The 25,475-nt window shown below is 47.1% G+C and carries 24 protein-coding genes and 1 tRNA gene; 11 read left to right on the top strand and 14 right to left on the bottom strand.

Annotation, left to right across the window (positions count from 1 at the left end; translation table 11 throughout):
- The first annotated feature begins 47 nt into the window (after window positions 1-47).
- The 4 genes from JWG88_RS02385 to JWG88_RS02400 all read left to right on the top strand — a co-directional run bounded on the left by JWG88_RS02385 (window position 48) and on the right by JWG88_RS02400 (window position 5,170).
- Window positions 48-2,027 (top strand): c-type heme family protein, encoded by a 1,980-nt coding sequence (locus JWG88_RS02385; RefSeq protein ID WP_205232081.1) that lies wholly within the window; start codon window positions 48-50, stop codon window positions 2,025-2,027.
- 30 nt (window positions 2,028-2,057) lie between these two features.
- On the top strand, window positions 2,058-3,482 hold the full coding sequence (locus JWG88_RS02390; RefSeq protein WP_205232082.1) for a sigma-54-dependent transcriptional regulator: 1,425 nt from the start codon (window positions 2,058-2,060) through the stop codon (window positions 3,480-3,482).
- Between the two features lie 5 nt (window positions 3,483-3,487).
- On the top strand, window positions 3,488-4,153 hold the full coding sequence (locus JWG88_RS02395; protein ID WP_337833096.1) for a class I SAM-dependent methyltransferase: 666 nt from the start codon (window positions 3,488-3,490) through the stop codon (window positions 4,151-4,153).
- A 189-nt stretch (window positions 4,154-4,342) separates the two neighbouring features.
- On the top strand, window positions 4,343-5,170 hold the full coding sequence (locus tag JWG88_RS02400; protein WP_205232084.1) for an SDR family NAD(P)-dependent oxidoreductase: 828 nt from the start codon (window positions 4,343-4,345) through the stop codon (window positions 5,168-5,170).
- A gap of 26 nt (window positions 5,171-5,196) precedes the next feature.
- On the opposite strand, the gene JWG88_RS02405 is transcribed toward JWG88_RS02400, so the two are convergent.
- The 3 genes from JWG88_RS02405 to JWG88_RS02415 form a co-directional block, all read right to left on the bottom strand.
- Window positions 5,197-5,910 (bottom strand): DVU0298 family protein, encoded by a 714-nt coding sequence (locus JWG88_RS02405; RefSeq protein WP_205232085.1) that lies wholly within the window; start codon window positions 5,908-5,910, stop codon window positions 5,197-5,199.
- 185 nt (window positions 5,911-6,095) lie between these two features.
- Window positions 6,096-7,169, bottom strand: a complete 1,074-nt coding sequence (locus tag JWG88_RS02410) for a cyclic nucleotide-binding domain-containing protein (RefSeq protein ID WP_205232086.1) — start codon at window positions 7,167-7,169, stop codon at window positions 6,096-6,098.
- A gap of 120 nt (window positions 7,170-7,289) precedes the next feature.
- Window positions 7,290-7,619 carry a hypothetical protein gene (locus tag JWG88_RS02415; RefSeq protein WP_205232087.1) on the bottom strand — a complete coding sequence of 110 codons (330 nt, stop codon included), beginning with the start codon at window positions 7,617-7,619 and terminating at the stop codon, window positions 7,290-7,292.
- 543 nt (window positions 7,620-8,162) lie between these two features.
- Between JWG88_RS02415 and JWG88_RS02420 the strand changes: the two genes are divergently transcribed.
- The 5 genes from JWG88_RS02420 to JWG88_RS02440 all read left to right on the top strand — a co-directional run bounded on the left by JWG88_RS02420 (window position 8,163) and on the right by JWG88_RS02440 (window position 11,898).
- Window positions 8,163-8,648, top strand: coding sequence for an NlpC/P60 family protein (locus JWG88_RS02420; RefSeq protein ID WP_205232088.1), 486 nt, complete (start codon window positions 8,163-8,165; stop codon window positions 8,646-8,648).
- A gap of 282 nt (window positions 8,649-8,930) precedes the next feature.
- Entirely contained in the window at window positions 8,931-10,106 is a 1,176-nt protein-coding gene (locus JWG88_RS02425; protein ID WP_205232089.1) for an MFS transporter, read from the top strand.
- Complete coding sequence (locus JWG88_RS02430; protein ID WP_205232090.1) at window positions 10,103-10,627, top strand: shikimate kinase; 525 nt, start codon at window positions 10,103-10,105, stop codon at window positions 10,625-10,627. The genes JWG88_RS02425 and JWG88_RS02430 overlap by 4 nt, the downstream gene beginning before the upstream one ends.
- A 31-nt stretch (window positions 10,628-10,658) precedes the next feature.
- The gene (locus tag JWG88_RS02435) at window positions 10,659-11,015 is read left to right on the top strand and encodes a nitrous oxide-stimulated promoter family protein (RefSeq protein ID WP_205232091.1); all 357 of its coding nucleotides are present in this window, start codon (window positions 10,659-10,661) and stop codon (window positions 11,013-11,015) included.
- Window positions 11,016-11,028: 13 nt separating this feature from the next.
- A complete protein-coding gene (locus JWG88_RS02440; protein WP_205232092.1) occupies window positions 11,029-11,898 on the top strand; it encodes a DUF1731 domain-containing protein in 870 nt (289 codons plus the stop codon).
- Between the two features lie 67 nt (window positions 11,899-11,965).
- Here JWG88_RS02440 and JWG88_RS02445 read toward each other — a convergent pair whose 3' ends face one another.
- From JWG88_RS02445 to JWG88_RS02480, 8 genes are all read right to left on the bottom strand, one after another.
- A complete protein-coding gene (locus tag JWG88_RS02445; protein WP_205232093.1) occupies window positions 11,966-12,859 on the bottom strand; it encodes a phosphoribosylaminoimidazolesuccinocarboxamide synthase in 894 nt (297 codons plus the stop codon).
- A 146-nt stretch (window positions 12,860-13,005) separates the two neighbouring features.
- On the bottom strand, window positions 13,006-13,866 hold the full coding sequence (locus JWG88_RS02450; RefSeq protein ID WP_205232094.1) for a UbiA-like polyprenyltransferase: 861 nt from the start codon (window positions 13,864-13,866) through the stop codon (window positions 13,006-13,008).
- On the bottom strand, window positions 13,859-14,446 hold the full coding sequence (locus JWG88_RS02455) for a UbiX family flavin prenyltransferase (protein ID WP_205232095.1): 588 nt from the start codon (window positions 14,444-14,446) through the stop codon (window positions 13,859-13,861). The genes JWG88_RS02450 and JWG88_RS02455 overlap by 8 nt, the downstream gene beginning before the upstream one ends.
- Window positions 14,447-14,465: 19 nt before the next feature.
- Complete coding sequence (locus tag JWG88_RS02460; RefSeq protein ID WP_205232096.1) at window positions 14,466-15,332, bottom strand: menaquinone biosynthetic enzyme MqnA/MqnD family protein; 867 nt, start codon at window positions 15,330-15,332, stop codon at window positions 14,466-14,468.
- The gene (locus JWG88_RS02465) at window positions 15,329-16,570 is read right to left on the bottom strand and encodes an amidohydrolase family protein (protein ID WP_205232097.1); all 1,242 of its coding nucleotides are present in this window, start codon (window positions 16,568-16,570) and stop codon (window positions 15,329-15,331) included. The genes JWG88_RS02460 and JWG88_RS02465 overlap by 4 nt, the downstream gene beginning before the upstream one ends.
- A gap of 49 nt (window positions 16,571-16,619) precedes the next feature.
- Window positions 16,620-17,690 carry a cyclic dehypoxanthinyl futalosine synthase gene (gene mqnC, locus JWG88_RS02470; protein ID WP_205232098.1) on the bottom strand — a complete coding sequence of 357 codons (1,071 nt, stop codon included), beginning with the start codon at window positions 17,688-17,690 and terminating at the stop codon, window positions 16,620-16,622.
- Window positions 17,691-17,713: 23 nt separating this feature from the next.
- Window positions 17,714-18,808 carry an aminofutalosine synthase MqnE gene (gene mqnE, locus JWG88_RS02475; protein ID WP_205232099.1) on the bottom strand — a complete coding sequence of 365 codons (1,095 nt, stop codon included), beginning with the start codon at window positions 18,806-18,808 and terminating at the stop codon, window positions 17,714-17,716.
- A 61-nt stretch (window positions 18,809-18,869) separates the two neighbouring features.
- The gene (locus JWG88_RS02480) at window positions 18,870-20,198 is read right to left on the bottom strand and encodes a sigma-70 family RNA polymerase sigma factor (RefSeq protein ID WP_205232100.1); all 1,329 of its coding nucleotides are present in this window, start codon (window positions 20,196-20,198) and stop codon (window positions 18,870-18,872) included.
- Between the two features lie 426 nt (window positions 20,199-20,624).
- Between JWG88_RS02480 and malQ the strand changes: the two genes are divergently transcribed.
- Both malQ and JWG88_RS02490 read left to right on the top strand, forming a co-directional pair.
- On the top strand, window positions 20,625-22,211 hold the full coding sequence (gene malQ / locus JWG88_RS02485; protein WP_205232101.1) for a 4-alpha-glucanotransferase: 1,587 nt from the start codon (window positions 20,625-20,627) through the stop codon (window positions 22,209-22,211).
- Window positions 22,212-22,250: 39 nt separating this feature from the next.
- Window positions 22,251-22,325: transfer RNA gene (locus JWG88_RS02490), tRNA-Glu, on the top strand.
- Window positions 22,326-22,524: 199 nt separating this feature from the next.
- On the opposite strand, the gene JWG88_RS02495 is transcribed toward JWG88_RS02490, so the two are convergent.
- The 3 genes from JWG88_RS02495 to JWG88_RS02505 form a co-directional block, all read right to left on the bottom strand.
- On the bottom strand, window positions 22,525-23,316 hold the full coding sequence (locus JWG88_RS02495; protein WP_205232102.1) for an HAD-IIB family hydrolase: 792 nt from the start codon (window positions 23,314-23,316) through the stop codon (window positions 22,525-22,527).
- A 189-nt stretch (window positions 23,317-23,505) separates the two neighbouring features.
- Entirely contained in the window at window positions 23,506-24,387 is an 882-nt protein-coding gene (locus tag JWG88_RS02500; RefSeq protein WP_353740654.1) for a carbohydrate ABC transporter permease, read from the bottom strand.
- A gap of 5 nt (window positions 24,388-24,392) precedes the next feature.
- Window positions 24,393-25,451 (bottom strand): ABC transporter ATP-binding protein, encoded by a 1,059-nt coding sequence (locus JWG88_RS02505; RefSeq protein WP_205232104.1) that lies wholly within the window; start codon window positions 25,449-25,451, stop codon window positions 24,393-24,395.
- Window positions 25,452-25,475: the final 24 nt, after the last annotated feature.

Raw genomic sequence — 25,475 nt, forward strand, 5'->3', positions numbered from 1 at the left:
ATATTCTAAGAAATAGATATCTACCTGCTTTTCAGGCCTTTATTATTATGCCTCAATCAAATATCAAGAAATCCATGACCCTGCAATCCCGATTTCTCCTGGGTCTTGCCGCCATCCTTCTGTTTTTTGCCGCTGTTGCCTCCGGACTCATATACTTTTATCAGCAAAGGGCACTGCAGGAAGAAATTTACGAGAAATCCGGCCTGGTAATGACCACCATGGACGCAAATCGGAGCTATGTCCGGGAAGTGCTCCGCCCCAAAATGTATTCTCTTCTCGGTGAGGATGAATTCGTTCTTGAAGCCATGTCCTCTTCCTATATCAGCAGGAATGTCATGGAGCGATTCAGCTCCTCTCTTGAAAACTTCTACTATCGCAGAGTTGCCATTAACGCCAGGAATCCGGATTATGAGGCGAATCAGCTGGAACGGGAAATGATTCATTATTTTTCCGACAACCCCGGCGTTGAAGAGTGGCACGGTATAGTGAAAAAAGACGACGAAAAGCATTTTATGCGTTTTCAGCCTGTATATACTGAGGAATCATGCACCCGCTGCCATGGCGATCCAGCTCTCGCGCCTCAGGAAGTAATTTCTCAATACGGCGATAAACGTGGTTTCAACAGAGCTCCTGGGAATATTTACGGTGTTATCAGTGTTACCGTCCCCGTCGATATCAATCTCAACAGGATTAAGGAAATTGCCTTTTCCGTTTTTATTGGAGTTGTTCCTTCAATCGTTATTCTTTTTATCGTTATCAGTCTGTTCTTTAATCGCGTGATTGTGCAGAATCTCTCAAACATGCTGAATATATTCAGATCTAATCTTAAGGATGACAATACGGCCTTTTCTCTGCCCTCATCCGACTCAGTCGACGAGATCAGTGAACTAACAGAAGTAGCAAAAAATATGTCTTCGGCACTTCACCGGAATCAGCTTAAGCTGGAAAAATTTGCCAACGAAATTCTTCAGGCCAAAGAGAGGCTTCAGTCTGTTTTCGACGGTATCACCGATCCTGTTGTCCTCGTCGGCAGTGATCAGAGAATCAAGGTAGTCAACCAGGCTTTTTTGCAAAGATACGGCTTGAGTCTGGAGGAAGTTCTGGAAACCGGCATAGGGGAAATACATTCCACTGTCGACTGCCCTCTGACTATGTGTCCTGACATATTAAACATTCTGCCGAAAAATCCAGTTTCCAAGCAGGTTACAACGCAAGCTGGGGAAATATTTCTGATATATTTTTATCCGATACTCAATGAGCTTTGTCAGCCGGAAAGCGTGGTCTGCTACCTCAAGGACATTACCAGCCAAAAACAGCTGGAACACAAAATCCAACAGACGGAAAAAATGGTCTCACTGGGACAGCTTGCCGCAGGAGTGGCCCATGAGATCAACAATCCTCTTGGCGTAATTCTCTGCCATGTGGAACTTCTGGAAGAAGAAAATACCCTCACTGAAGAGGCGGCATCCGACCTTCAGATTATTAAAAAGCATGCCGGCAACTGTCAGAAGATCATTGCCGATCTGCTCAATTTTTCCAGACAGCGAAGCAGCATTAAAACCAGTTATTCGATCAATAACCTGATCAGGGAGGTTGTATCGATTTCCACGAACCAGCTGGAGCAGCAAAATATTGCCTTGGATCTTGAGCTCGATCGAACAGTTCCTGATATAAATCTTGACAATGACCGTCTCAAACAGGTCATTCTCAACCTTATCATTAACGGCGCGCAGGCTATAGAGGATGGCGGCAGCATTAATATCGCCACGCACTACAGCAAAGAAGAAGAGGTCGTAAAAATTGTGATAGAGGATGACGGCACCGGCATTCCGCCTGAATGCCTCGAAAAAATATTTGATCCGTTTTTTACTACAAAAACTCCCGGCTTCGGTACCGGTCTTGGGCTATCAGTCAGTTACGGCATAGTTCAGGATCATAATGGGGAAATCAGTGTGGAAACTAAAGCAGGCGAGTTTTCCAGGTTTATTATTACCCTGCCGGTAAACAATAATGTGATGGACTCATAAAAACTTCGATGACCTTTTTTAGAGATTATCATGGATAACAACTCTTTACTTATAACGGATGATGAAAAGGATATGCGCAACGGCTTAAAGCGCATTCTTGAAAAGCGTTTTGATACCCTGGATATTCTGACGGCGGCTTCCGCCGAGGAAACGCTGGTCCTGCTGCACAATAAAAAGATCGATATCCTCCTCCTTGATATCAAGATGACGGGGATGAGCGGGCTTGAGCTGCTGCGATTAATCGGCAGGGAATTTCCCGAATTGACGGTGATCATGATGACCGGATACGGTTCCATTGAAACTGCGGTGGAAGCCATCAAACTTGGGGCATACGATTTTATCACCAAGCCCTTTGAAAGGGAGGTAATTTACCGCCTCATTCACAAATCCATTGAACGTAATCAGCTGCTCAAGGAAAATTCTGCTCTAAAACGGCAGGTCAACAGCCGGAACGCCATGGAGGGCTTCATCGGCCAATCAGCGGCAATGCTCAACTTCCTTGATAAACTCATGACGGTTGCCCGGACGCATTATACCACCCTGGTCCGCGGTGCCTCCGGAACCGGTAAGGAATTGACAGCCCGGGCCATTCATCAGTTGAGTGCGCGCCATGACAAGCCGATGATTACCGTCAACTGCCCTGCCATCCCCGAACATCTCCTGGAAAGTGAACTTTTCGGGCATAAGAAAGGGGCTTTCACCGGAGCAAGTCATGATCAGATCGGGCTTTTCAAGGAAGCAGATGGCGGCACCATCTGTCTGGACGAGGTCGGCGATATCCCGCTTTCCGTGCAAAGCAAACTTCTGCGTGTTCTGCAGGAAGGCGAAATTAAGCAACTTGGGGCAACCAGAACCGAAGAAATTGATGTGCGCGTAATCGCCCTGACCAATCTTGACCTGGAAGATATGATAGAAAAAAGAACATTCCGCGAAGACCTCTTCTATCGGTTAAATGTTGTATCAATTTACACTCCCTCCCTCTCGGAAATTACAGAGGATATTCCATTATTGGTAAACCACTTCACCACTCAGGTTTGCCGGGAGTTGAACATTGAGAGGAAACATTTTGATACTGCGGCCCTGCACATTCTGGAGAAAAGAAATTGGCCTGGAAACGTCAGGGAACTGCAGAATTTTGTGCGCAGGACAATTATGTTTGCCGAGGGAGATACAATAACCGCGAAAGATCTCTCCAATGATATCGAGACAATGGCAAACTTACCGGACCGTAAACAGTTTGACAATGTCATATCAGAGGATATTATAGATTATAAAAACGCCAAGGAACGAATGCTCGATGGTTTCACACAGGAATATGTCAGATCGATTTTGAAGAAAACGCAGGGCAATGTCTCTCAGAGCGCCGAGCTCTCGGGATTGTCCCGTACAGCCCTGCAGAAAATTCTCAGGAGATATGATATTTCCTCATCCGATTTCAAAACCACAGGTTCGTAATATAAGTGATTGATGAATACGCCAAAATAGCACCTTATTACGAAAGGATACTTGGGAAAAGGCTTTATTCGATCCGTAAAAATATCCGAACCTTTATCCATTATCAAGGTCACAGGAGAATTATAGATATGTGCTGCGGTACCGGCAGGCAGCTGGAGATGCTCAAAGAACCAGGCATGGATCTGTATGGTGTCGATATATCGCTGGCCATGATTGATGAAGCGGCACAGCACGAAATTACCTTCATCAATAAAAATGCATTGGACGTAGATCTGCCCGCGGAGAGTTTTGATGCAGTCATTCTAAGCTTCTCCCTCCATGAAAAAAATGATTATGATCGCAACATCCTGCTCGATACATCCTGGAAACTTGTTCGGCCCAAAGGTCACCTCATTATTAGTGATTACTGCCGGGTACCGACCACATGGCAAGGATTTCTCTGGGGTAGGATATTGATTCCGCTTCTTGAGAGGCTCGCAGGGAGAGAACATCACCGTAATTACTCCTCCTGGATGAGCGGTGGAGCGCTGGAGAAACATATTGAACCTATTGCCGCCAGGAAGAACATTATTTCTCAACATTTTAATGGCACGATATCGGTATGTTCCATACAAAAGGAACCATATGCCGAGAAAGTTTTTCGTGCCGTTAAACTCATTCAGCAGAGCTGAATGAGTTTCTGGGTGGGTATATTTAAGCTGAACCCAGCAGAGCGGAGTGGCTGTTTTTCAGGGGTAAGTCTGGATAAGTGCCTTTGATGTGGGACCAATTCACGCATTTTATAGGTTTTCGCTTTTTTATCTCTTGCTGCGGTTTTTTAGGAGTAAGGCACTGATGGTTTTGACTATTTCGGAGGTACTATGAGATTGTATGGAAAAACAGCCCTGATACCCGGTGCATCCAGACCCGTAGGAAGAGCCATTGCCCGTAAACTTGCGGACGAAGGCGCCAATCTCATACTTCCCTACCACGACTGGCCTGAATCTTCCCAGGAAATGCTCGATGAATTCAGTGATCGAGGATCTTCCGTTCTGGCCATGTCGGTCGATCTGACCAGGGAGGAAGAGATAAGCAAAATGATGAGGAAGGTGGATGAGCAGTTCGGCAGTGTGCACTATCTCGTCAATAATATAGAACGCGGAGGAATGCCGGTGGTCCATGGCTCCTACAACCATGAGCATAATATCGGTCAGTGGGATCTCGAGGTAAACACCACCTTAAAGGCGAAATGGCTGCTTTTCTACTGCTGTCTTCCCCTTTTGCAGAAGGCGGATTCTGCGGCAGTTATTAATATTTCCTCTATTGCTGCTCTGGTAGGGAGAAGCGGCCCCGCCGAACTGCTCTTCAATGATGGTTACAGCGCTGCGAACGGCGGCATTTCTACCTTTACCAAAACCTGGGCGAGGGAAGCGGCTCCCAACATCCGTGTCAACGAATTGATGCTGGGCCTTATCCGCAACAGGCATGGAGAAAACACCAGGGGGTGGTCGAACCTCAATGAAACCAGCAAAAATAAGATCTACGATCACATCTTATTGAAACGTACCGGGTTGCCCGCCGAGGTGGCCGAGACGGTATTTTTCCTGCTTCATCAGGCCACTTATATTACCGGCGCCGTCATCCGTATGGACGGCGGATATGTATTGGGCGGGGAGAAAACCACAGATATGCCGCACGGTATTCTGTAAGCTTTTTTAAACTACATCAGCTATCATCATGCTGCTTGAAGATGCAGGCGCTCAATGGCCTGTTTGGCAATTGCAGAAACCTTCACCTCTTGTAAAGTATAATCCCAATATAAAATAAAGGAGCCACTGTTGGCGAGCAGGCTCTGCAATTCATCAATGACTTCAATATTTCTGCACATTCCCAGGCACATTGCCGCAAGCCCGCACACTGTATTATCGAGAGCGTCCAGATAATAGCGCAGATCGGCGTCGATTCCTTTAACAACCATCTTCTGCTGCCGCACTTTGAGCAGTCTGGCCACACCCCACAAAACTCCCTGCTGCAAGGCCGGCAGTTCTATAAAATTACCGTCCTGAAAGATCTCCGGTCCATCCTGCCTCATGTAGGATATAAGCATATGGCTGTATTCGGAAAACAGCATGTTATCCTGAACCATGACTTCGGCCATTGCTTCGGGTATTCCCCACCCTATTCCGCCGGATTCATCATTTAGATTCCAGAGAAATCTGCGCATCACAATTCTTGCCGACTCCGGGTCCTGTGCTGCAAGGCGCGGCACAACTTTGCCAAAGGCGCTTACCGCATGCCATTTCGTTTTTTGACTATGGCACAGGGCTGTAAAAAGATGGTTGATAATCTCTTTTCCTTCATACTGAGGCAGCCGTGCTGCAATAACCGGCCATGGTTCATTTTTCAGCATGGAAAGGATGGTTTGTTTGAGTTCTCGGCGCCTCATCATCGCTCTCTTTAGAGGAAATTGAAAAATGGTATGTAGAGAAAATTAATCAGTTTTCTGAAGAGTTCCAGCGAAGAACATTGCGGAAGGGATGTAAAACCAGGGAGATCGGGCTTTCTCGAAGTTGCTATGCCCATTCGGGTACTTGTCGTGACACCATCATTTATTGATCTTGCAAAAAGTGGGAATCATTTATTCAAGTCATCAAGATACTTCATGCCTTCCATCATAATCGCCATAAAACCGCCGATTATTTCTTTCTTGGCATCCCGGGCACTGATCCCCTGAACAAAGATAAACCGTCCTTTCTTCATGGTAAGAATCTTGAAAAAGGCGTCTTTGCCGCTCATCGAATTGCAGACAGCTTCAATTATCTCACCCTCATGGAATTTAATTATTCCATCACAGTCTTCAGCCTCAAAGGTCAGGGTGCCCGATTTTTGAATATAGTTGATCATCTGGCAGAGATCTATTGGCGGCATGTCGGCAATATGGCCCGACATTCCCGAACCGAGCTCAACCGCCCTCTTCATGTTGATATCGGTGATACGCCGCACCATCAGCTTATAGAAGAAAACCTGCAGGGCCGGAAACCTTTGGAGAATATGCCTGAAGTTCTTCTGGTTCATGGTCGCTATCCGGCACGGCTGGGTCGCCATGATAGTCGCCGAAACACGTTCACCGGTCAAAAGACTCATTTCGCCGAAAACATCCCCGGCCTCCATTTCATTCAAAGCTACGCCTTCGGCGTCAATAACCTCTACCGATCCCTTCAATATGATATACAGATTTGTTCCGGGCTCGCCCTTCTGAACAATGGGAAAACCGTAATCATAATCCTTGAGTTCCAGCAAGGCGGCGAGATCAAGAAGATCATCGCTGGAAAGAGAGGAAAAGGTGTCGATCGAGCGCAGCAGCCCGGCAAACTCGCTGACCACGTTAATTTTGGTTTTCCTCTCGGCGGCCGCCAGCAGCTTCATCTGTAATGTAGCGAATTCTTTATCTTTCTTGTACTCGAAACGAATAATGCCGGTGCAACCTCCGCACTCGAACCTGTTCTTTTTAGTGGTCCCTTTCTCCATTTTCTCGAAAGAGACCTCTTCCGTGGTCACGCCAATTACGTCTTTTGCAAGCACCAGACAGGTAGATTTTCCTACAGGGAAAGTCAGGCTCAATCCCTCAACAGCAAATTCATCACCTGCATTATATAAAGGACAGTGACTTTCTTCGGTTACGACAAAAATTGCGTTTCTAAATTTCATTATCACTCATTTTTGATGATCTCGTACACTTTTGTCGGAGTTGCAGAGATGCACTCCGGAAGGCATTTTCAGACAGCCTCCCAAGAGTAGAAACTGAAACGGCGATTTAGCAGTACATGTTTAAGATCTTCCTAATAAAAGGTAAATAACTACCCCCAGAGTAATACCACCTCCAAAGACAACGGGGAGTATCTTTTCTACTTTAAGCTCATCTCCATCGACCAGGGTCTGCATGTAAGGCGTACCACTGACCCACCATACTCCCATAAAAATCCCGATAAGTGCCATATCCCGCCAGGACTGCTTATATATCATATATCCGGCAAGCAGTATAAACGGAACAAGAAACCAGGGGTTTGAAAATAATCCGGCAGCGTCAACTTCCCTGATTTGGTCAAGGAGATGTGTCGAGTCAATTGCCGCTGTAATAGATTCCCAGATACCTGACATATAATCACCTTTTTATCAAATGATGTCCAACCCGCCACGGTGTTACCAACTGGTGCCATATTCAGCCTTGATGCTACAAAGGAGAAGCCTTTGCCAATATGCCACGCCTTTCTTGATAACATATCTTACTCATCTCCGCAATTAAACCCTAAACTCAGCAGCGAAGCCGTATGTTTTTTGTGATTAGCGGTCCTCTTAAAAAGCTCCATCTATCTACCATATCTTTCAACCATTTACCAAAAAATAGTTGCCGTTTTTGATGACAACTGCCTTTCACTGGTTTACTATTCGATCCTGCCCTCATTCTTTGATGGCCTATTACATAGTCCGATATACGTCCCGAAACAGTGGTTCGCCGCCTCGAAATCATATTGGCAAACCTTCTCATGAAATGAATGATCCCGATTTTCATTGGCGTGCAAGACCCGATACTTGGGCAGGTCTTGTCTCTACAGGTGAATATGTGAATGGCTTATGTCCTGAATCTTTTATAAGAGCCAAAATAAAGAAATCTCTAAGACTGAATTCAAAATGTATCTTTGCATGATCAAAAAACTCGCACTTCTGTCCTCTTCTCTACTGATTATCTTCTTGCTTTCCTCATGCTCATCTTCACGCCTTCAGCATGTAAGAATTCCATCCCCTATCGACGAAGACGAACTCAGCAGCCGGCTTTACCTGCTGTATGACACCTGGAAAGCGACTCCTTACAAGGAAGGTGGCCTCAGTAGAAGCGGCGTCGATTGTTCAGGGTTCGTTTATCTGATCTATCGTGACCTGCTGGGGTCTGAACTGCCGCGGACAACCGCAAAACAGATGGACATCGGCAGGGCTGTATCTCTCTCCTCCCTGCGCTCAGGTGATCTGGTGTTTTTCAAGACAGGATGGTTGTCACGACACGTCGGCATCTATCTGGAAGAGTCTCGTTTTCTACACGCTTCAAGCAGTAAGGGAGTAACTATCTCCAGTCTCCGGGAAAAGTATTGGAAGGATGCTTTCTCTATGGCCAAACGTATTGACTTAAGGTAAACCAAGGCAAATTGTTACGCAGCTATCCCAGCCCTCCAAATATCTAACCCCGCCAAACTGAATTAGCCGGAAATCGATTGAGGAGATTTATTTATATTTTTTGTTTTATTGTTTTTTGCACCCCTCAGGGGGAACTGAACTGAGTGGCAGCTTTTCAGGGGTAAGGCACTAGCCCAGCGGAGCTGGATAAGTGCCTTGGCAGTACAGGTGGATTCACGATTGTAAATGCATTTTTCGTTTTCTTGTTTTTAGGCGGTTTTCAGGAGTAAGGCACTAAATGCTATGAAAGATATTCGAGCAAATCCAATGTATCTCTTCCTGATGGTTCTGACCATCAGCTCAACCATGGGTCTTCAGGCGTGGAGGACACTTTTTGATAACTTTGCAGTTAATGTCATTGATCTTGGCGGCAGTCATATAGGTCTATTGCAATCCATCCGGGAGGTACCTGGTTTTTTGGCCCTTCTGGTGGTCTATTTTCTCTATATTCTCAAAGAGCATAAACTCTCCGGCTTATCGGTCCTGATCCTGGGGCTTGGTATTGCCGCAACTGGTTTCTTTCCGAGTTTCTATGGTCTCATATTTACAACGCTGATCATGAGTTTTGGGTTTCATTATTATGAAACGACAAACCAATCTCTAACCCTGCAGTACTTCGATAAAGTTCAGGCACCTTTGGTATTCGGCAAACTTCGCAGTCTGGCTGCGGCTTCAAATATCTGTGCAGGCGTTTTGATCTTCATTCTTGCTCCATTTCTTTCCTATACCCAGCTCTATCTTTTTTTTGGTTTTCTCGTAATCGCTGCTGCGTTATGGAGCATGGCTCAAAATCCCACAAATACTACCATCGTCCCGCAGCATAAAAAAATGATTTTTAAGAGGAAATACTGGCTTTTCTATTGCCTCACTTTCCTGGCTGGGGGAAGAAGACAGATATTTATGGCATTCGCGGTTTTTCTTCTGGTAAAAAAATTCGAGTATTCTGTGTCGGAAATAGCATTTCTCTTTCTTATCAACAATATTGTCAACTTTTTCCTCAGCCCGTTCATTGGAAGATGCATTAATCGATATGGTGAAAGAAAGATACTTTCCCTTGAATACTTCAGCCTTATCATTATATTTATTGCGTATGCTTTGGTGGATTCCAAATTTATTATAGCGCTTCTCTATATTGCCGATCATATCTTCTTTAATTTTGCTATTGCCATACGCACTTTTTTTCAAAAGATTGCAGAGCCTGAAGATATAGCTCCCAGCATGGCGGTTGGTTTCACCATCAATCATATAGCTGCGGTTGTTCTGCCCGTCATCGGCGGGCTGTTGTGGCTGATAGATTACAGGATTCCCTTTATCGCAGGTGCGGTACTCAGTCTGGTTTCGTTTCTTTTTGTGCAGTGTATCACGGCAGAACTCGAAAAGAACCAGGACAACGAAAAATCACCTCTCCAGAAACTATGATATCGAACAACTCAAACATCATCCTCATAGGCATGCCGGGCTCCGGGAAAAGTACCGTAGGCGTAATTCTAGCCAAACTGACTTCTAAAGGATTTATCGACGGTGATGTTCTCATCCAGACAACCGAGGGAAAAACGCTGCAGGACATAGTCAACGAGGATGGGCACATGGAGTTGCGCCGCATCGAAGAACGGGTGCTGCTGTCGATCAACTGCGACAATCATGTTATTTCCCCGGGAGGAAGCGCGGCCTACAGTTCGAAAGCCATGAATTATCTGCGTTCAAACGGTATCGTAGTCTTTCTCCATACTGACCTGGAAACACTGAGAGCGCGGATTAAGAACTATGAGACCAGGGGACTGGCCAAGGGACCGGATCAAACCTTTGACGATCTTTTCCGGGAAAGAATGGCCTTATATACCGAATATGCCGACATTACTGTGGAAACCAGTAGTAAAGCGCAGGAAGAAGTGGCTGAGGAAATACTCCGGCTGGCTCTGCAACAGGGAAATAATCTGTAAGGCACAGAAGTATATCAGCAATTTATCGGGAATGAAAAAGCATACCAGCAACTTCCAACATGCACGGTTGGCAAAGGAATACAGGACGATCCGTGCTATGATAAAAATCTATTGCCAAGCGCACCATACCTCTTCTATCGATATTGAACTCTGCGGGGAGTGCCTCAAACTACGTAACTATGCGCAACAGCGATTACAGAATTGCCCATTTCAACAAAACAAGCCGACCTGCGGTAACTGTACCATCCATTGCTATAAAAAAGAGATGCGGGAACAAATCAAGACCGTTATGAAGTATTCCGGTCCCCGGATGATTTACCGCCACCCAATCATGGCCTTTCGTCACCTGCTCGACGGACGGAGGAAGCCTGAAAGTGCAGAAAAATGAATAAATCCTTATCATGAATGTTTTTATTTCCGGCTCTTCTTCGATCCTGGCGTCGGCGCTAATCGAATCCTATTTCCAGAAAGGCTGTACGCTTTTCATCAACGATGAAATGCCTGAAGAGAGTGAGACAACAACAGATTTTCTTGAGAAAATAACAAATGGACAACATATGGATCTGGTCCTTCTCCTTCATGGAGAAGATTTTTTAACCGGCGGCCTGAGCCGAAGTAACCTACGTAGGAGAGCGAAACTGCAGATACAGTACACCACCAGTATCTGTCAGTATTTCAGCAGCCTGCCCCGCAAACCCCAAACCATACTGCTGGGATCATCCGCGCTGATCTACCAACAGGCAATGCAGGAAATGGCTGTCGAAAATTCACCCGCCGGCGGTGATTTTCCCGCTGATTTATTTCAACACTTGGAATCCTCAACCAGATCCGCAGAAATGAGTGGAATTCGAGTCCTCCACCTTCGTTTCGGCCAGCTCGTTTCCAGAACGGCAGAACCCGCTTTCCCACGACTTCCATTGTTCCGTCACTTTGTACCCTCGGTTTTTCAGGAGTCGAAATGCATGATAAGCTGGGTGAGCCAGGAAGACGCCATACGGGCAATCGCCTATATTTTGCAGGAAGAGGGAATTTCGAGTCCGGTGAATATCACCTCTGGAGATGTTCTTCCGAGATCTGAATTTTTTAAGACGGCAGTTGCAAAATTCAACCTGCGTAGAACTTTTCCCCTGCCGGCATCCCTCATTCGATTGCTCTCCGGCCGGGAAGCCGCAGACTTTCTGAAGGCAAGCACAAGGGTGATCCCCTTAAAGCTTATGGAATCCGGTTTTCTTTTTGAGGATATTTCCCTGCAGGAATACCTGCTGAAATAAAGATAACTCCGGCAAATACCGCGCCCCTTCCGTGCAGAAGGGGCGGGTTTTCGATTCAGTAAAAAACCTACCTGCCGGTGATGAGTTGAAGAGCTTCCTGGTAACGTTGCTGGGTTTTTTCCACTATTTCCCCAGGCAGTTTCGGCGGCGGTGGAGTTTTATTCCACTGCAGCGAAGAGAGGTAATCCCGGAGAAACTGTTTATCGTAGCTTGGCTGTCCTTTACCCGGCATATATCCCTCAAGAGGCCAGAACCTCGATGAATCCGGAGTAAGCACCTCGTCAATCAGGATGATTTCACCATTGTACTCTCCAAGTTCGAACTTTGTATCAGCTATGATAATCCCTTTGCTGCGCGCATAGTCAGCAGCTCTGGTATAGAGTTCAATACTGGCATGTTTAATCTTTCTTGAAATATCGCTGCCGATAATTTCCTCCATCTCCTGATATGAGATATTGACATCATGATCACCGATTGCAGCCTTAGTGGAAGGCGTGAACAGCGGCTCAGGCAGCTTGTCCGATTCCTGCAAGCCATCACCCAGATCAAAGCCACAGACCACATGATTTTTCTGGTAGGCATTCCAGAATGAGCCGGAAAGATAACCGCGCACAATGCATTCCACCGGTAGAGGCTTTGTCTTTTTGACAAGCATCGAGCGGTTCTCCAACTGCTCGCGGTATTGTCTGCACACTTCAGGATACTCATCCACATCGGCGCAGATAAGATGATTTTCGACCACATCTTTGAGCAGATCAAACCAGAAGATAGAGATCCGGGTAAGTATTTCTCCCTTGCCGGGTATGGCATCATCCATCACCACATCATAGGCGGAAATCCTGTCAGTGGCGACCATAAGCAGTTTGTCGTCATGTCCGTCGATGGCATACATGTCTCTTACCTTGCCCCGATGAACGAGGTCCAGGTCCGGGCATTCCGTGGTAAGTAATGGAGTTGTCATTTATTTTGCTCCTATCTGTCTGTTATAGTTTTCCAGCTTGATGGCATACTAAGCCAACAAAAGAGAAGTCTGGCCATTTTACCGTCAATTCCGGGCGTAATCCAGGTTGACGAAACTCATAAATCTGAGCAATTATAAATATTTTCTCATGTATTTGCAGTAACAAGAGACACCCAGGTCGCCACAAATAGAGCTACGCTTATAAATCCGTTCATCGAGAAAAATGCGGCGTGTATGCGAGATAGATCCGTAGGCCGCACCAAGCGATGCTGATAGAAGAGTGCGGCCGCCGCCAGCGCTATTCCTATATAGTAGAAGATATTGAGCTGAGCCTGAATCCCGGTCACGATAAAAAGAAGAAACGCCGATATGTGAAAGACGCCGGCCAGCCTGAAGGCATTTTTGCGACCCATTCTTGACGGCAGGGAATACAGTCTGGCCTTGCGGTCGAAATCGGCATCGAGACAGGCATAGATGGTGTCGAAACCGGCCACCCAGAAAAGCACGGCCAGAGAGAGAGCAAAAGGGTAGCCAACCAGACTGCCGGTAACGGCAACCCAGCCGCCAAGCGGAGAAAACGACAGGGCCAATCCCAGTACCAGGTGACACAGAGAGGTGAATCTTTTGGTCAAGGAGTAGAACAACGTCAGAAACAGTGCAAACGGCGAGAGGATCAGAGTCAGCATATTCAGATTGTAGCAGGCGAAAAAGAACAGCAGTCCTGCCCCGATCACCATGGCCCATGCTTCGCCAAGCCTTATCTGCCCAGCCGGAAGGGCCCGGTCCGCGGTCCGGGGATTGACTCCGTCATACTCTCGGTCAACAATACGGTTGAAACCCATTGCACAGGTGCGTGCACCAATCATGGCTAGTATAATCCAGGTAAAAACGAAGAATTGCGGAACGCCTTCAGCGGCCAGAAAAGCACCCATAAGGGCAAACGGCATAGCAAAAATGGTGAGCTTGAATTTTATCATTTCAAGCAATATTGACAACTTCTCAAACATTCCCGTCCTCTTCCCATCTTTTTCTGCCGCTGATTTCGACACCGAGCTGATCTGCCAGACGCCAGCAATAGGTCTTGGCAGCCTCCTCGAGCGTTTTCGGTTTAAGATAAAAACCGGGCATGGTCGGCATTATCATTGCCCCGGCATCATGGGCCGACAACATGTTTTTAAGATGTGTCCTGTTCAGCGGCGTTTCCCGCACTCCGAGTATCAGTTTTTTCTTTTCCTTGAGCATCACATCGGCAGCCCGATGGATGAGATTCTGACTCAATCCGGCGGCGATTGCACCAAGGGTTCCCATGGTACAGGGCAAAACTATCATGGCATCATACCGGCTTGAGCCGGATGACGGGGCTGCAGCGAAATCATCAATTGCAAACCATTTTGAGATACCTTTTAAATCCGAAGGTTGCAGCTGTTCTTCGTGCTCCAGAACCTTCTCTCCCGATTGCGAACAAATTCCATGGATGACCAGGTTACTGTCGCTTTCTTGCAACATATCAAGAAAGGGCTGCAGGAAAAGCATACCGCTGGCCCCAGTGATTCCTACAAGGATTTTTCTGCATTGAGATTTATACATTATAAAAGAAACCGGACCCTTAAATTTTTTGCGCAAGTGCAGGATAAAATCGAAGCGGAAGAGCCTGCCGACCGGCTTCTCCCCTGTCGATAAGATAGCTGAAGAACTTTTCCAGGGCCAGACATTTTGATTCACAGAGGTCATATTCCAAAGCCCGCAAATACGAATAACAGGCATCAGAATCCATCGGTATTCTGGGCGCCACCCTGGAACAGATGGAACTCATCTCTTTTTTGCCCTGCTCCCGGCAGCTTACCAGAGCTTCCTGCACTTCTTCCACTAATGATCCATGTTCTCTGCAGAATTCTTCCCGGACAACACACACCGAAAAAACAAACGGCAGTCCTGTCTGTTTATTCCATATCTCACCTAAATCAAACTGATAAGCATACATGCCGTCCGAAACAAGGCGGAGGGCATCGTCACCAATGGCGAGCACCGCCTGACAGGAATTGCTGATATTCCCAAAAACTTCACCCACTATATACTGCGGCTGTATACCGATAAATTCTTCAAGGATGATCTTGACCAGACAGACGGAAGTTTCCGATTGATTACTGAGCAGTACCAGGGTGTTGTCAAGCTGCTCCATCGGGGTATTGGAGAAGAGGAAGACCGAACCTACCGGCCCGGTAGAACTTATGGAAAGATCACGCAGAATCCGATATTTCTCCGGCCGGGCACAATATTCATAAGATGATACGAAACCCAGGTCGATTTTCTCGGATGCCAGCATCCGGTTGAGGACCGCCGGCTGATCTTCAACGACGATAAAACGCTCGTCGGTGACCGTCCTTTTCCAGACCTCATAGATAGGAGCGGTATTGATATAGTTTACCATCCCTATTCTGATGGCAGAGTTGCTCTCGGATTCTTTGGAATTCATATTTTCTCAAACGGATGTATCCAGTTTATATTGCGAAACCCATTTCCATAGATCAGTTCTTCGAAAATTTCCCTTTCTGTTGACCCGGTTATTTCAGGAAGATTATCCATCTCTATTTCTAAAAACACAGGCTTCTTACCTTTTTCAAGAGTTCCATAGTCACTTTCCCGGTGAAGTGCCCGGGCTCCTCCCAGTGTCGCCATGGCCAGCAGCACGGAGGGACTGACTTTCGGGTGATGCGCATGCAGGATGCGCATTTCTCCCCACATGTTCGGATCCTCATTGGATGCCCGCGAATCTGTGCCGATTCCAGGCAAAATTCCGGTAGCCAGCATCTTCTCCAGGGGAGCGGGTCCGGTTCTCAAAAATCGATTGCTTCCCGGACAAAGACATACCTTCGTTCCATGTTTGGCCAGCATCCCGATTTCCTCATCGTTCACATGGACACAGTGGACGCAGAGAGTTTTCTCATCAAGCACTCCAAGTTTGTCCAGATAATCCACGCTGCCTGAAAAATCCCCCGAGGGAAGCAAAGTATTATCCCAACTTTCTCGTTTTTCAAGAAATTTCCGAAAAGGGCCGCTTTTTAAGCTGAGCAGAGTTTTCTCGTCCCCTGTTTCAGCGAGATGAATGGTGAAAATCTGCTTATTCGCCCCGGCCCTGTTCTTCAAAGCGATGAGAAGATCAGCGGAGGTCGAATAAGGCGCATGAGGCGACACTGCCTGCCGCTCTGGAAGAGCTGAGATCTGTTGCAATATTTCAGACGTTCGCTGCCGGGTTGGAGCCAAGACTTCCACAATCGAATATATTTCAGGAAGGGATGAATCGGGAGGGTGACGGTCTACAGGCAGGTTGCCGATATCAGCCATCAGAACCACACCGGCCCTCTTTTGGCTCTCTATCATGTCTCTTTTTGCCCGGCTTATCACCTTGTCGTCATATTCCAATTGACGATCGGCAAGCAACGCCTCAATCCAGTCAACCATGGAGCCATCCGGCGGAGGCTGCTTCATCCCGGTTACATGGGAGAGTTCGAGATGGATGTGACAGTTGATCAGCGGAGGAATGACCACACCTGAAAGCGCCACGGTTTCACAGTCTTTCCAGGCAGCAGCTATAACAGCGGATGATCCGATATCAAGGATGCCCTCGGAGTCGACCACTATGGCCCCATTCCTGATAATATCTGAGCCTATCGGTAGAATTAAGGGAGCGGTGTAGACAAGGGGGGATGGCATGGCCATTTCATTTGATGTGAAAGGATGTTATGCAGATTGGGCCTGCGCGTCAGATTTCAGTTGCGACCGCACTGTAATCCATTAATCGCTGCTGCGGGAGAAACCCGGCATCTTCGACAATACGCCTTATCTCCTGTTCGGAAAGCCTGAAACTGACCCCGGCCGCCGCCACCACATTTTCCTCGATCATGGTACTCCCGAAATCATTAGCTCCGAAGAAGAGCGCTAACTGGGCGACTTTCGGTCCCTGGGTCACCCATGAGGCCTGAATATTGTCGAAATTATCCAGATAGATGCGCGACAGCGCCAGCATCCGCAGATATTCGTATCCGCCGGTCCTGACCGACACTCCATCTTCGAACAAGGCGGTATTATCAGGCTGAAACGGCCAGGGAATAAAGGCCGTGAACCCCCCGGTTCTATCCTGCAGTTCGCGCAAACGACGTAGATGTTCCAGTCTCTCGTCCATGGTTTCAACGTGCCCGAACATCATGGTTGCAGTGGTGCGCAGGCCTTTGTGATGGGCTTCCTCCATAACTGCTATCCACTGGTCGGCATTGCACTTGTTCGGCGCCGCAAGGGATCTGACCCGATCGGAAAGTATCTCAGCCCCACCGCCGGGAATAGAATCCAGGCCGGCGTTAATTAACCTGTCCAGTATTTCCTTGATCGACAGCTTGGAAACCTCGGCAAAATGGCAGATCTCAGGCGGAGAAAAGCCGTGGAGATGAATCCCCCTCCCCTTGATAAAGCGCACCATCTCTTCATAATACTCGATGGTCAGCTCTGGATGAAGGCCACCCTGCAGAAGGATCTGGGTGCCTCCCAGCTTCTTGGTTTCCTCTATCTTCTCGGCGAGTTCCGTAAAGGAGAGCAGCTTACCGCTCTTATCTTCAGGCTTCTTGTAAAAGGCGCAGAACTTACATGCCGAGATACAGATATCGGTATAGTTGATATTGCGATCTATAACGTATGTTACTTTTTTTTCAGGATGTTTCAGCTGCCGTATATGATTGGCCAGAAAGCCGAGCTGGTGGAGCCCTGCTTCCTGTTCCAGACGATGGAAATCGGCATCGTTTATTCTCTTGCCGGCACGTATTTTTGCAGTCAGATTTTTCACGTTCTTTTTCCAGGGCTTTTGCGTTATGGCCTGTTGATGATGTTGTACAGGGTGTCCCGTTCGATAGGAGTACGGCCTGCTTCTCTGATCAGCCTGACAAGGGTGCCGGATCCTATGGCCTGTTCGGTTTCCGCACCGGCCATATGGGTGATGACCTCTTCCTTGACGGTGCCGTCCATATCATCGGCACCAAAGGACAAGGCAATCTGTGCAAGTTTGGGACCAAGCATAACCCAGTAGGCTTTTATGTGGGGAAAATTATCAAGCATGAGCCGGGCAACCGCCATGTTTTTCAAATCGTTTATTCCGGATGTGCCGGATATTTCTGACATTTCGGTATTCTTGGGATGAAAGGCCAGGGGAATAAAGGCAAGAAAACCATTGGTCTCATCCTGAGCGCACCGCAATGCGTCAAGATGTTCCAGACGCTCCTCGTAGGTTTCTATATGACCGTAGAGCATGGTGGCATTGGTGTATAGACCGTTGCGATGGGCTATTTTGGCGATCTCCAGCCAGTCATGGCCCGAAAGTTTTTTCTCGCAGGTCAGCTTGCGTATCCTCGGGCTGAAGACCTCCGCCCCTCCTCCGGGAATGGAACCCAGCCCAGCCTCTTTAAGCATTTCCAGGGTTTCATCAACCGGTTTTTCGGCAAGATCGGCCAAGTGGGCAATCTCGACACAGGTAAAGGCCTGGATATGAACTTCCGGCCGGACCTCCTTGATACCACGCAGGATATCCAGATAATAGACAAAAGGCAGATCCGGATGGATACCGCCCACCATGTGGATTTCAGTGATGGGTTCATCGAGTCGTTGCCGGACCTTCTCCTTGACTTCCTCCACGCTCATCTCATAAGCGAGACTCGACTCCTTATCTTTACCAAAAGCACAGAACTTGCACAGGTTGGTACAGATATTAGAGTAATTTATATGCTGATTATAGATGAAGTAGGCATTGTCTCCATTTTTGCGATACCTTACAATATCGGCAAGATAGCCAAGTGCCAGAATATCCTGGCACTGGTAGAGCTGCAGGCCGTCTTCCAGTGAAAGTCGCGTACCGCTTTTAATCTTTTCAAGAATTCCTGCTAAACCGGCTTGTTCGATGCTTGATTCCATATCCACAAAAAAAGCCGGGTATGTAACCCGGCTTTTCCCTATATATTTAATGTAGAGGCCGTCAATCTATAAAAAATTTCAGCTTCTCCCTGCGGCTTGAATGCCGCAGCCTGTTCAATGCTTTCTTTTCAATCTGCCGAATCCTCTCCCTGGAGACATTGAATCTTTTCCCTATCTCTTCAAGGGTATATTCTGCTTTTTCGCCAATGCCGAACCGCAGCCTGATAATCTTTTCCTCACGTTCGCTCAACGTCGACAGAATTTCGGTTACCCTGCCTGCCAGTTCCCGGGTCTGCACAGCTTCATATGGGGACTGGGACTCCTGATTCTCAAGAAAATCGCCCAATGTAGAATCATCGTCTCCTACCGGAGTTTCCAGAGAGATCGGTTCGCGGGAAGCTTCGAGGATGGAGAGTATCTTATCCATCGGCAGGTTAGTGGCCTTGGAGATCTCCAGCGGTGTGGGCTCCCGGCCAAGTTCTTTAAAAAGGGCATAGAATGCCTTGAAAAACTGGCTTCTCAATTCGAGAAAATGCACTGGCAGCCTGATTGTCCGGGTCTTATCCAGAATCGCCCTGGTTATGGCCTGTCTGATCCACCAGCTGGCATAGGTGGAGAATTTGTTGCCCTTGGTGTAGTCAAAACGGAAAACGGCGCGCATCAGACCGAGATTTCCTTCCTGGATCAGATCGGCAAGGGTCAACCCCTGATGCATATACCTTTTGGCAATGGAGACCACCAGGCGCAGATTCGCCCTGATCATGGTGTCCTTGGCAACCTCTATGGAACGGCTGTAGGCCTCCAGTTTGGCCTGCAGCTCAAAAAGTTCTCTTTTGTCGGGATACTTTTTTGCAGCGCTGATGACATTGTAGCGCATAAAATTCAGCTGCTGCTTTTTGGGTTTCAGAGTCGGATCCCTCTTTTCCCAAAGAGCTATCCTTTCACAGAGCAGTTCTATTTCACGGCTGCCGGAAACGTCTTCACGAATGGCGACAATGATGGCCTCAAAGCCCTGCCGGATTGTTTTGCTGTATTTTGCTTCCTCTTCGGGAGTAAGGAGATCAAACTGGCCCATTTCACGCAGATACGTCGTTGTCGTCTCTTCTGCCTCATGCGCCTCGCCATCGGTGATCAGATTGCCTTCATCATCCCGGTCATCGTCTTGTCCCTTTTTCTTTTTCTTCCAGATCTCTCCGGACAGGGTTCTCTTTTCCCCCGATTCCTCTTCGGTGACAATTTCTATGTTATTATCGCCTAGAAAATTAAATATTTTTTCTATAGCACCAGGATCTTTGATATCATCGGGGAGCAGCTCATTTAATTCATCAAAGCTGATACAACCTTCTGACTTACCTGTTTTCAGTAGATTTTCCTTAAGATCAGACAGCACCTGAGAATCACCTTATATAAAAAATTTTGATTACGGAAAGAAAACCCATCGCTGCATTGCGTAGAATTCTTTTTCCAGACTCGTAAATGGAAGTATGTATTTGATTATATGAAGTGTTTTCATTATATGAAGAAATGAGATTTTCTCCCTGTCAACATGAACGTCCACAAACTTCTAACTCTAACCTGTTAAACTCAAAACAGCAAACAATTAATAAATCGGCAGCGCCTAGCCAATCCTGCGGAAGCTCGACGGCAGGCCATATTCACCTCTTGTTGCAATCATCACTCAACGCATCGTATTTCACGGTTATGATATTATAATATTCATCATCATAGAAACAAGTGGAGCACCTGCATTTGCTAGTTCTTATCAAGTTTATCGGATCATAACCATTCATTGTTAACAACCAGGTTGAAGAATCTTATGAAAAATATCACCGACTATACACGCTGCAGCGGAGTCTTAGCACATGTCACTTCGCTGCCCTCGCCCTTCGGCATTGGCGATCTCGGGCCGGACGCCTATGACTTTCTCCGTTTTCTCGCGGATGCCCGGCAGTCCATCTGGCAGATTCTGCCGCTGGGCCCGACCCACAATGCACTTTCTAACTCACCATATATGACCGCCTCCGCTTTTGGCGGCAACCCTCTTCTTATCTCGCCACAGCTTCTTTTTGAAGACGGGCTGCTTACCAAGGCTGAAATTTCGGAATATCCGGATCTCGCGCCCTACAGAGTCGATTTCGATACGGTTATTCCGCTCAAGGGAAGACTCCTGAAACAGGCATTTTCCCGATTTAATCCTGAAAAGTTTTCGGAATATGAAGGTTTTATCACGCAAACCCAGTGGCTTATGGATTATTGCATGTTCATGGCATTGAAAAACAAATACCCGGACAAAGCCTGGTATGAGTGGGATACAACACTGGCTCAACGGGATTCCAAGGCGATGGCACAGATGGCCGAAACAGAGCAGGAACAAATTGCCTATTTCCGTTTCGAACAGTTCCTCTTCCACCAGCAGTGGAGCCGGCTCCATGCCTATGCCAAGGATTTAAATATCCAGCTCTTTGGCGATATTCCCATCTACGTCAGTCTCGACAGCGCCGATGTATGGGGAGCACAGGAGATTTTCCTGCTTGACCGAAAAACCTGCCAGCCAACTCATGTGGCCGGTGTGCCACCCGATTATTTCAGCAAAACCGGCCAGAAATGGGGAAACCCTCTCTATCGTTGGAACAATGAGGATAAACACATCAGAAAGCAGCTGCTGCACTGGTGGACCCTCAGGTTCAAGGCGATCTTCGAGCAGGTGGATATTGCCCGCATCGATCATTTTCGTGGTTTCCAGGAGTATTGGGCCGTTCCCGCGCATCACAAGACCGCCCTTAAGGGCGAATGGCTGCCGGGGCCCGGGGCCGAGTTTTTCCGCGAGATATTTGCCGAGCTCGGCAAACTGCAGATAGTTGCGGAGGATCTGGGAGAAATCACCGAGGATGTCCTTGAGCTCAGGGATGAGTTGCATTTCCCCGGCATGCGGGTGCTGCAGTTCGCCTTTGACGGCAATATAGACAACACCTTCCTGCCCTTTAACTATGAGACTCCGAACACCTTTGTCTATACTGGCACCCATGACAACGACACCACCGTCGGCTGGTATATGAGCGACAGAATCGACGATGAAATCCGCCAACGCACCAAAAGACTGGCAAACCGCAAAATCCACGATCATCACGGCATTCATCATGATCTCATCTATCTGGCCATGTCTTCCACGGCAGTAGCGGCCATTTTTCCCCTTCAGGATATTCTCGGTTTCGGCAGCGACTGCCGCATGAATACTCCGGGAACGCACAGCAAAGACAACTGGACCTGGAGGTGCAGCAAAGAATTCCTCACCCCGGACATATCAACCTGGATGCAGGAACTTACGGAATTATGCGGCCGTTCCAAACCCCACGAGAAGAAAAAATCTACCAAAACTTTGAAATCAGAGATAACAAAATCTTGACAAGGCGGAACGCTTCAGGTAAATAAACTCCACTCTTTTGGCCCCATCGTCTAGCGGTCAGGACGTCGGCCTCTCACGCCGAAAACAGGGGTTCGATTCCCCTTGGGGTCACCAAAAAATTCAGGGACTTAGAGCACGTAAGCTTTAAGTCCCTTTTTTTTTGGCCCCTTCGATGGGCCTTACATTCTAATCCGAAATATTCTAGCCAAACATTAATAATACAAGAACTTCCAGCTGATTCTATAGATTCTTTTTTGTTAGTATCTGAAAAAGGATTTAGCCTGTCTGGCGACCCCATACCCTGTCGGGAAAATCAGTCGGCCAACAGCACATCAACCATCTCCGCAAATCCGTAGCCCCCTTCTTTCCGGGTGACCCAAGTCGGTTTGGTTGGCAGATCATCAAGGAAATGTAAAATATTGGCAACCCCAACCCCATGGGAAAAGTAGGCAAACATAGGTGCATCATTGGGAGAATCGCCTGAGAAGATAACGGAATTTTTTATGTTGTCGAGATCCATTTGAAAGATCTCTTTAAATAGACGTTTTGTCATTGCCAACTTGTCATGGTCGCCAAACCACCCGTTCACGTGAATGGAGCTGATCTTGGCAACGGCACCCGCCTCTTGAAATATTTGAACGATCAGATCCACCTCAGCTTTAGACAATGTGGGAACATCCTCACTAAAATCAATTGCAAGATCGGCCTCACGGTACTGTTGATCAGCAGATACTGCGCAGCCTTTTACCTTTGAGAGTATTAGGTTCTGGAGTTGCATAAGCTTTTGCCGATCATTTTTTCGTTGCTCTTCAGTCCGCCAAAACCGCCGGATCATTTTATGCTGGACACGGTCATAGTAGAAATAGAACGCTCCGTTTTCGCCAACCAGTCCATCAACAGGCCACATCCTGGCAATGTGATCACACCAGCCTGCTGGTCTTCCGGTTATAGGGACAACTTTGATACCCGCCTGCTGCAAAAGTTCCATTGCGCTATAGGCAACTGCCGGCAGGTAACCATCGTTGGTGAGGGTGTCATCGATATCTGTGAGCACATACTCAATCTGGTGTTTAGATATGTTGGGAAAATCATGAATTGACTTCATTGAAAGTTGCTACTTTATTGTTAGTTTTTTAATCCTATTATAGTTCAAGTACATGGAACTATAGGTCAACTGATGTCCACTGCAGTCCTGAACTACAGTATAGTATAAGCAGGTTCCCCCTACCGGACATACGCCCTAGTCAATCCAGTATTCAGTGTTTGATTGTTTTTATGGAAAGCTGCTGACAGCCTATTGATAATGTATCCTTTTTTCTACCACAGCGAACTGAATAATGGTGAAAATCGCCAGGATAAGGACCAGAACAACCGTTAATGTGGCAGCATAGGAAGTGTCCCAAAAACTAAATGCATTTTCGTAGATATAATAGAGAAGAAGAGAACTTGCATTGTCAGGACCGCCCTTGGTCATGATCACCAGATGATCCACCAGTTTAAAGGAGTTGACTACCGCGTTAACTGTAATGAACAGGGTAGTTGGCATGAGGAGAGGAAAGGTTACACGTCTGAAGTGGTACCAACTCCCGGCGCCTTCCACCACTCCCGCCTCTCTTAATTCGGGAGATAATTGTTGCAACGCGGCTAGATAAAAAACCATAAAGAATCCTGCTTCTTTCCATATGACCATGACGATCAGACAATATAAGGCGCTATTGGGATTGCCCAGCCAATTGTGGCTACTTCCTCCAAAAAATTGAGAAACCTGGTCGAACAGCCCATATTCCGGCGTATAAAAAAACAGCCATATATTTGCCACCGCAATCATTGGTAGTACAGTAGGGGTGAAAAAAGACATACGTACCAGAGAACGTCCTTTGATACTTCGATTGATCAAAAGCGCCATTCCGAGGGCAAATGCAATACTCATGGGGACCGTGCACATGGAATAGATCATGTTGTTCTTTAGAACTTTCCAGAAAATATCATCTTCCATGAGAAAAGTATAATTTTCCAGACCAATGTAGGTCGAAGGATGAACTGCATTTCCAGTGGAAAAAAGACTATGGTATATGGTGGAGACGATAGGGTAATGGGTGAACAGACCAATCATGAATACGGCTGGAAGTACTAACAACCAACCATTTATATGATTCCAATAACGCAACTGCAGCATCGGTTTCATGATTGTTCCCCAATGTTGGTTGTCTCGACTCTCTTTCCGTCTGCGATTGAAAACAGATGGGTATGTTTTGAACTCCATCCAATTCTGACTCGCTCACCTATCGAAATAGTTGTCTTACCCTTAATTGTCAGGGTAATAGATTGGTCGTGTGAATGACCGACGATCAGTGTGTCTGCCCCAAGGTATTCTGTGGCAGAGACCACTATTTCAAACCCGGAGTTCTCACGGATTTCAATATTTTCAGGTCTGACTCCAACCAGTAAGTCGTCAGTGGTAAGGTTTTCTGGCATGTCGACACCGCAGGCCACCACAATTTCCGGGTTCGACTGCAAAATATTCATTGGAGGGTTACCAATGAAACCTCCAGTAAATGCGGTGGCTGGACGGTTGTATAGCTCCTCGGGGGTTCCATGCTGTTCTATTCCTCCGTCATTCATAAGTATGATTTTGTCCGCTATGGTCATCGCCTCGACCTGATCATGGGTCACGTATACCATTGTCATTCCAAGGCGCTGCTGGAGTGAACGGATTTCCTGGCGCATTTCCTGCCTGAGCTTGGCATCAAGGTTCGAGAGCGGTTCATCCATAAGGCAGACCGGTACCTGTGCTACAATGGCACGCCCAAGGGCTACTCGTTGGCGTTGCCCGCCGGAGAGCTGGGCGGGTTTTCGCTTTAAAAAGTCTGCAAGACCAAGAATATCCGCTGCATTATTTAGACGTTTTTTTTGCTCCGGTTTTGATACCTTGCGGGCTTTGAGACCAAAGATGATATTTTCGGCAACGGTTAAATGTGGGAACAGTGCATAATTCTGAAAAACCATGGAGATATCGCGTTTGACTGGAGGAAGATTTGAGACATCCCGACCGTTGATTTCCACCGCTCCGGATGTTGGTGTCTCCAGACCAGCTATGAGGCGGAGAGTGGTTGACTTACCGCAGCCTGAAGGTCCAAGAAGGACAAGAAGTGTTCCTTCCTCACAGCCAAAATTGATATTACTCAGGGCCTGGAAACTGCCCCAGCTTTTATAGATATCTCTCAAAAGAATTGCTGACATGGTTTAATCTCTATCTCAAGTTAA

The sequence above is a fragment of the Desulfopila inferna genome, from assembly GCF_016919005.1.
Lineage (GTDB): Bacteria > Desulfobacterota > Desulfobulbia > Desulfobulbales > Desulfocapsaceae > Desulfopila_A > Desulfopila_A inferna.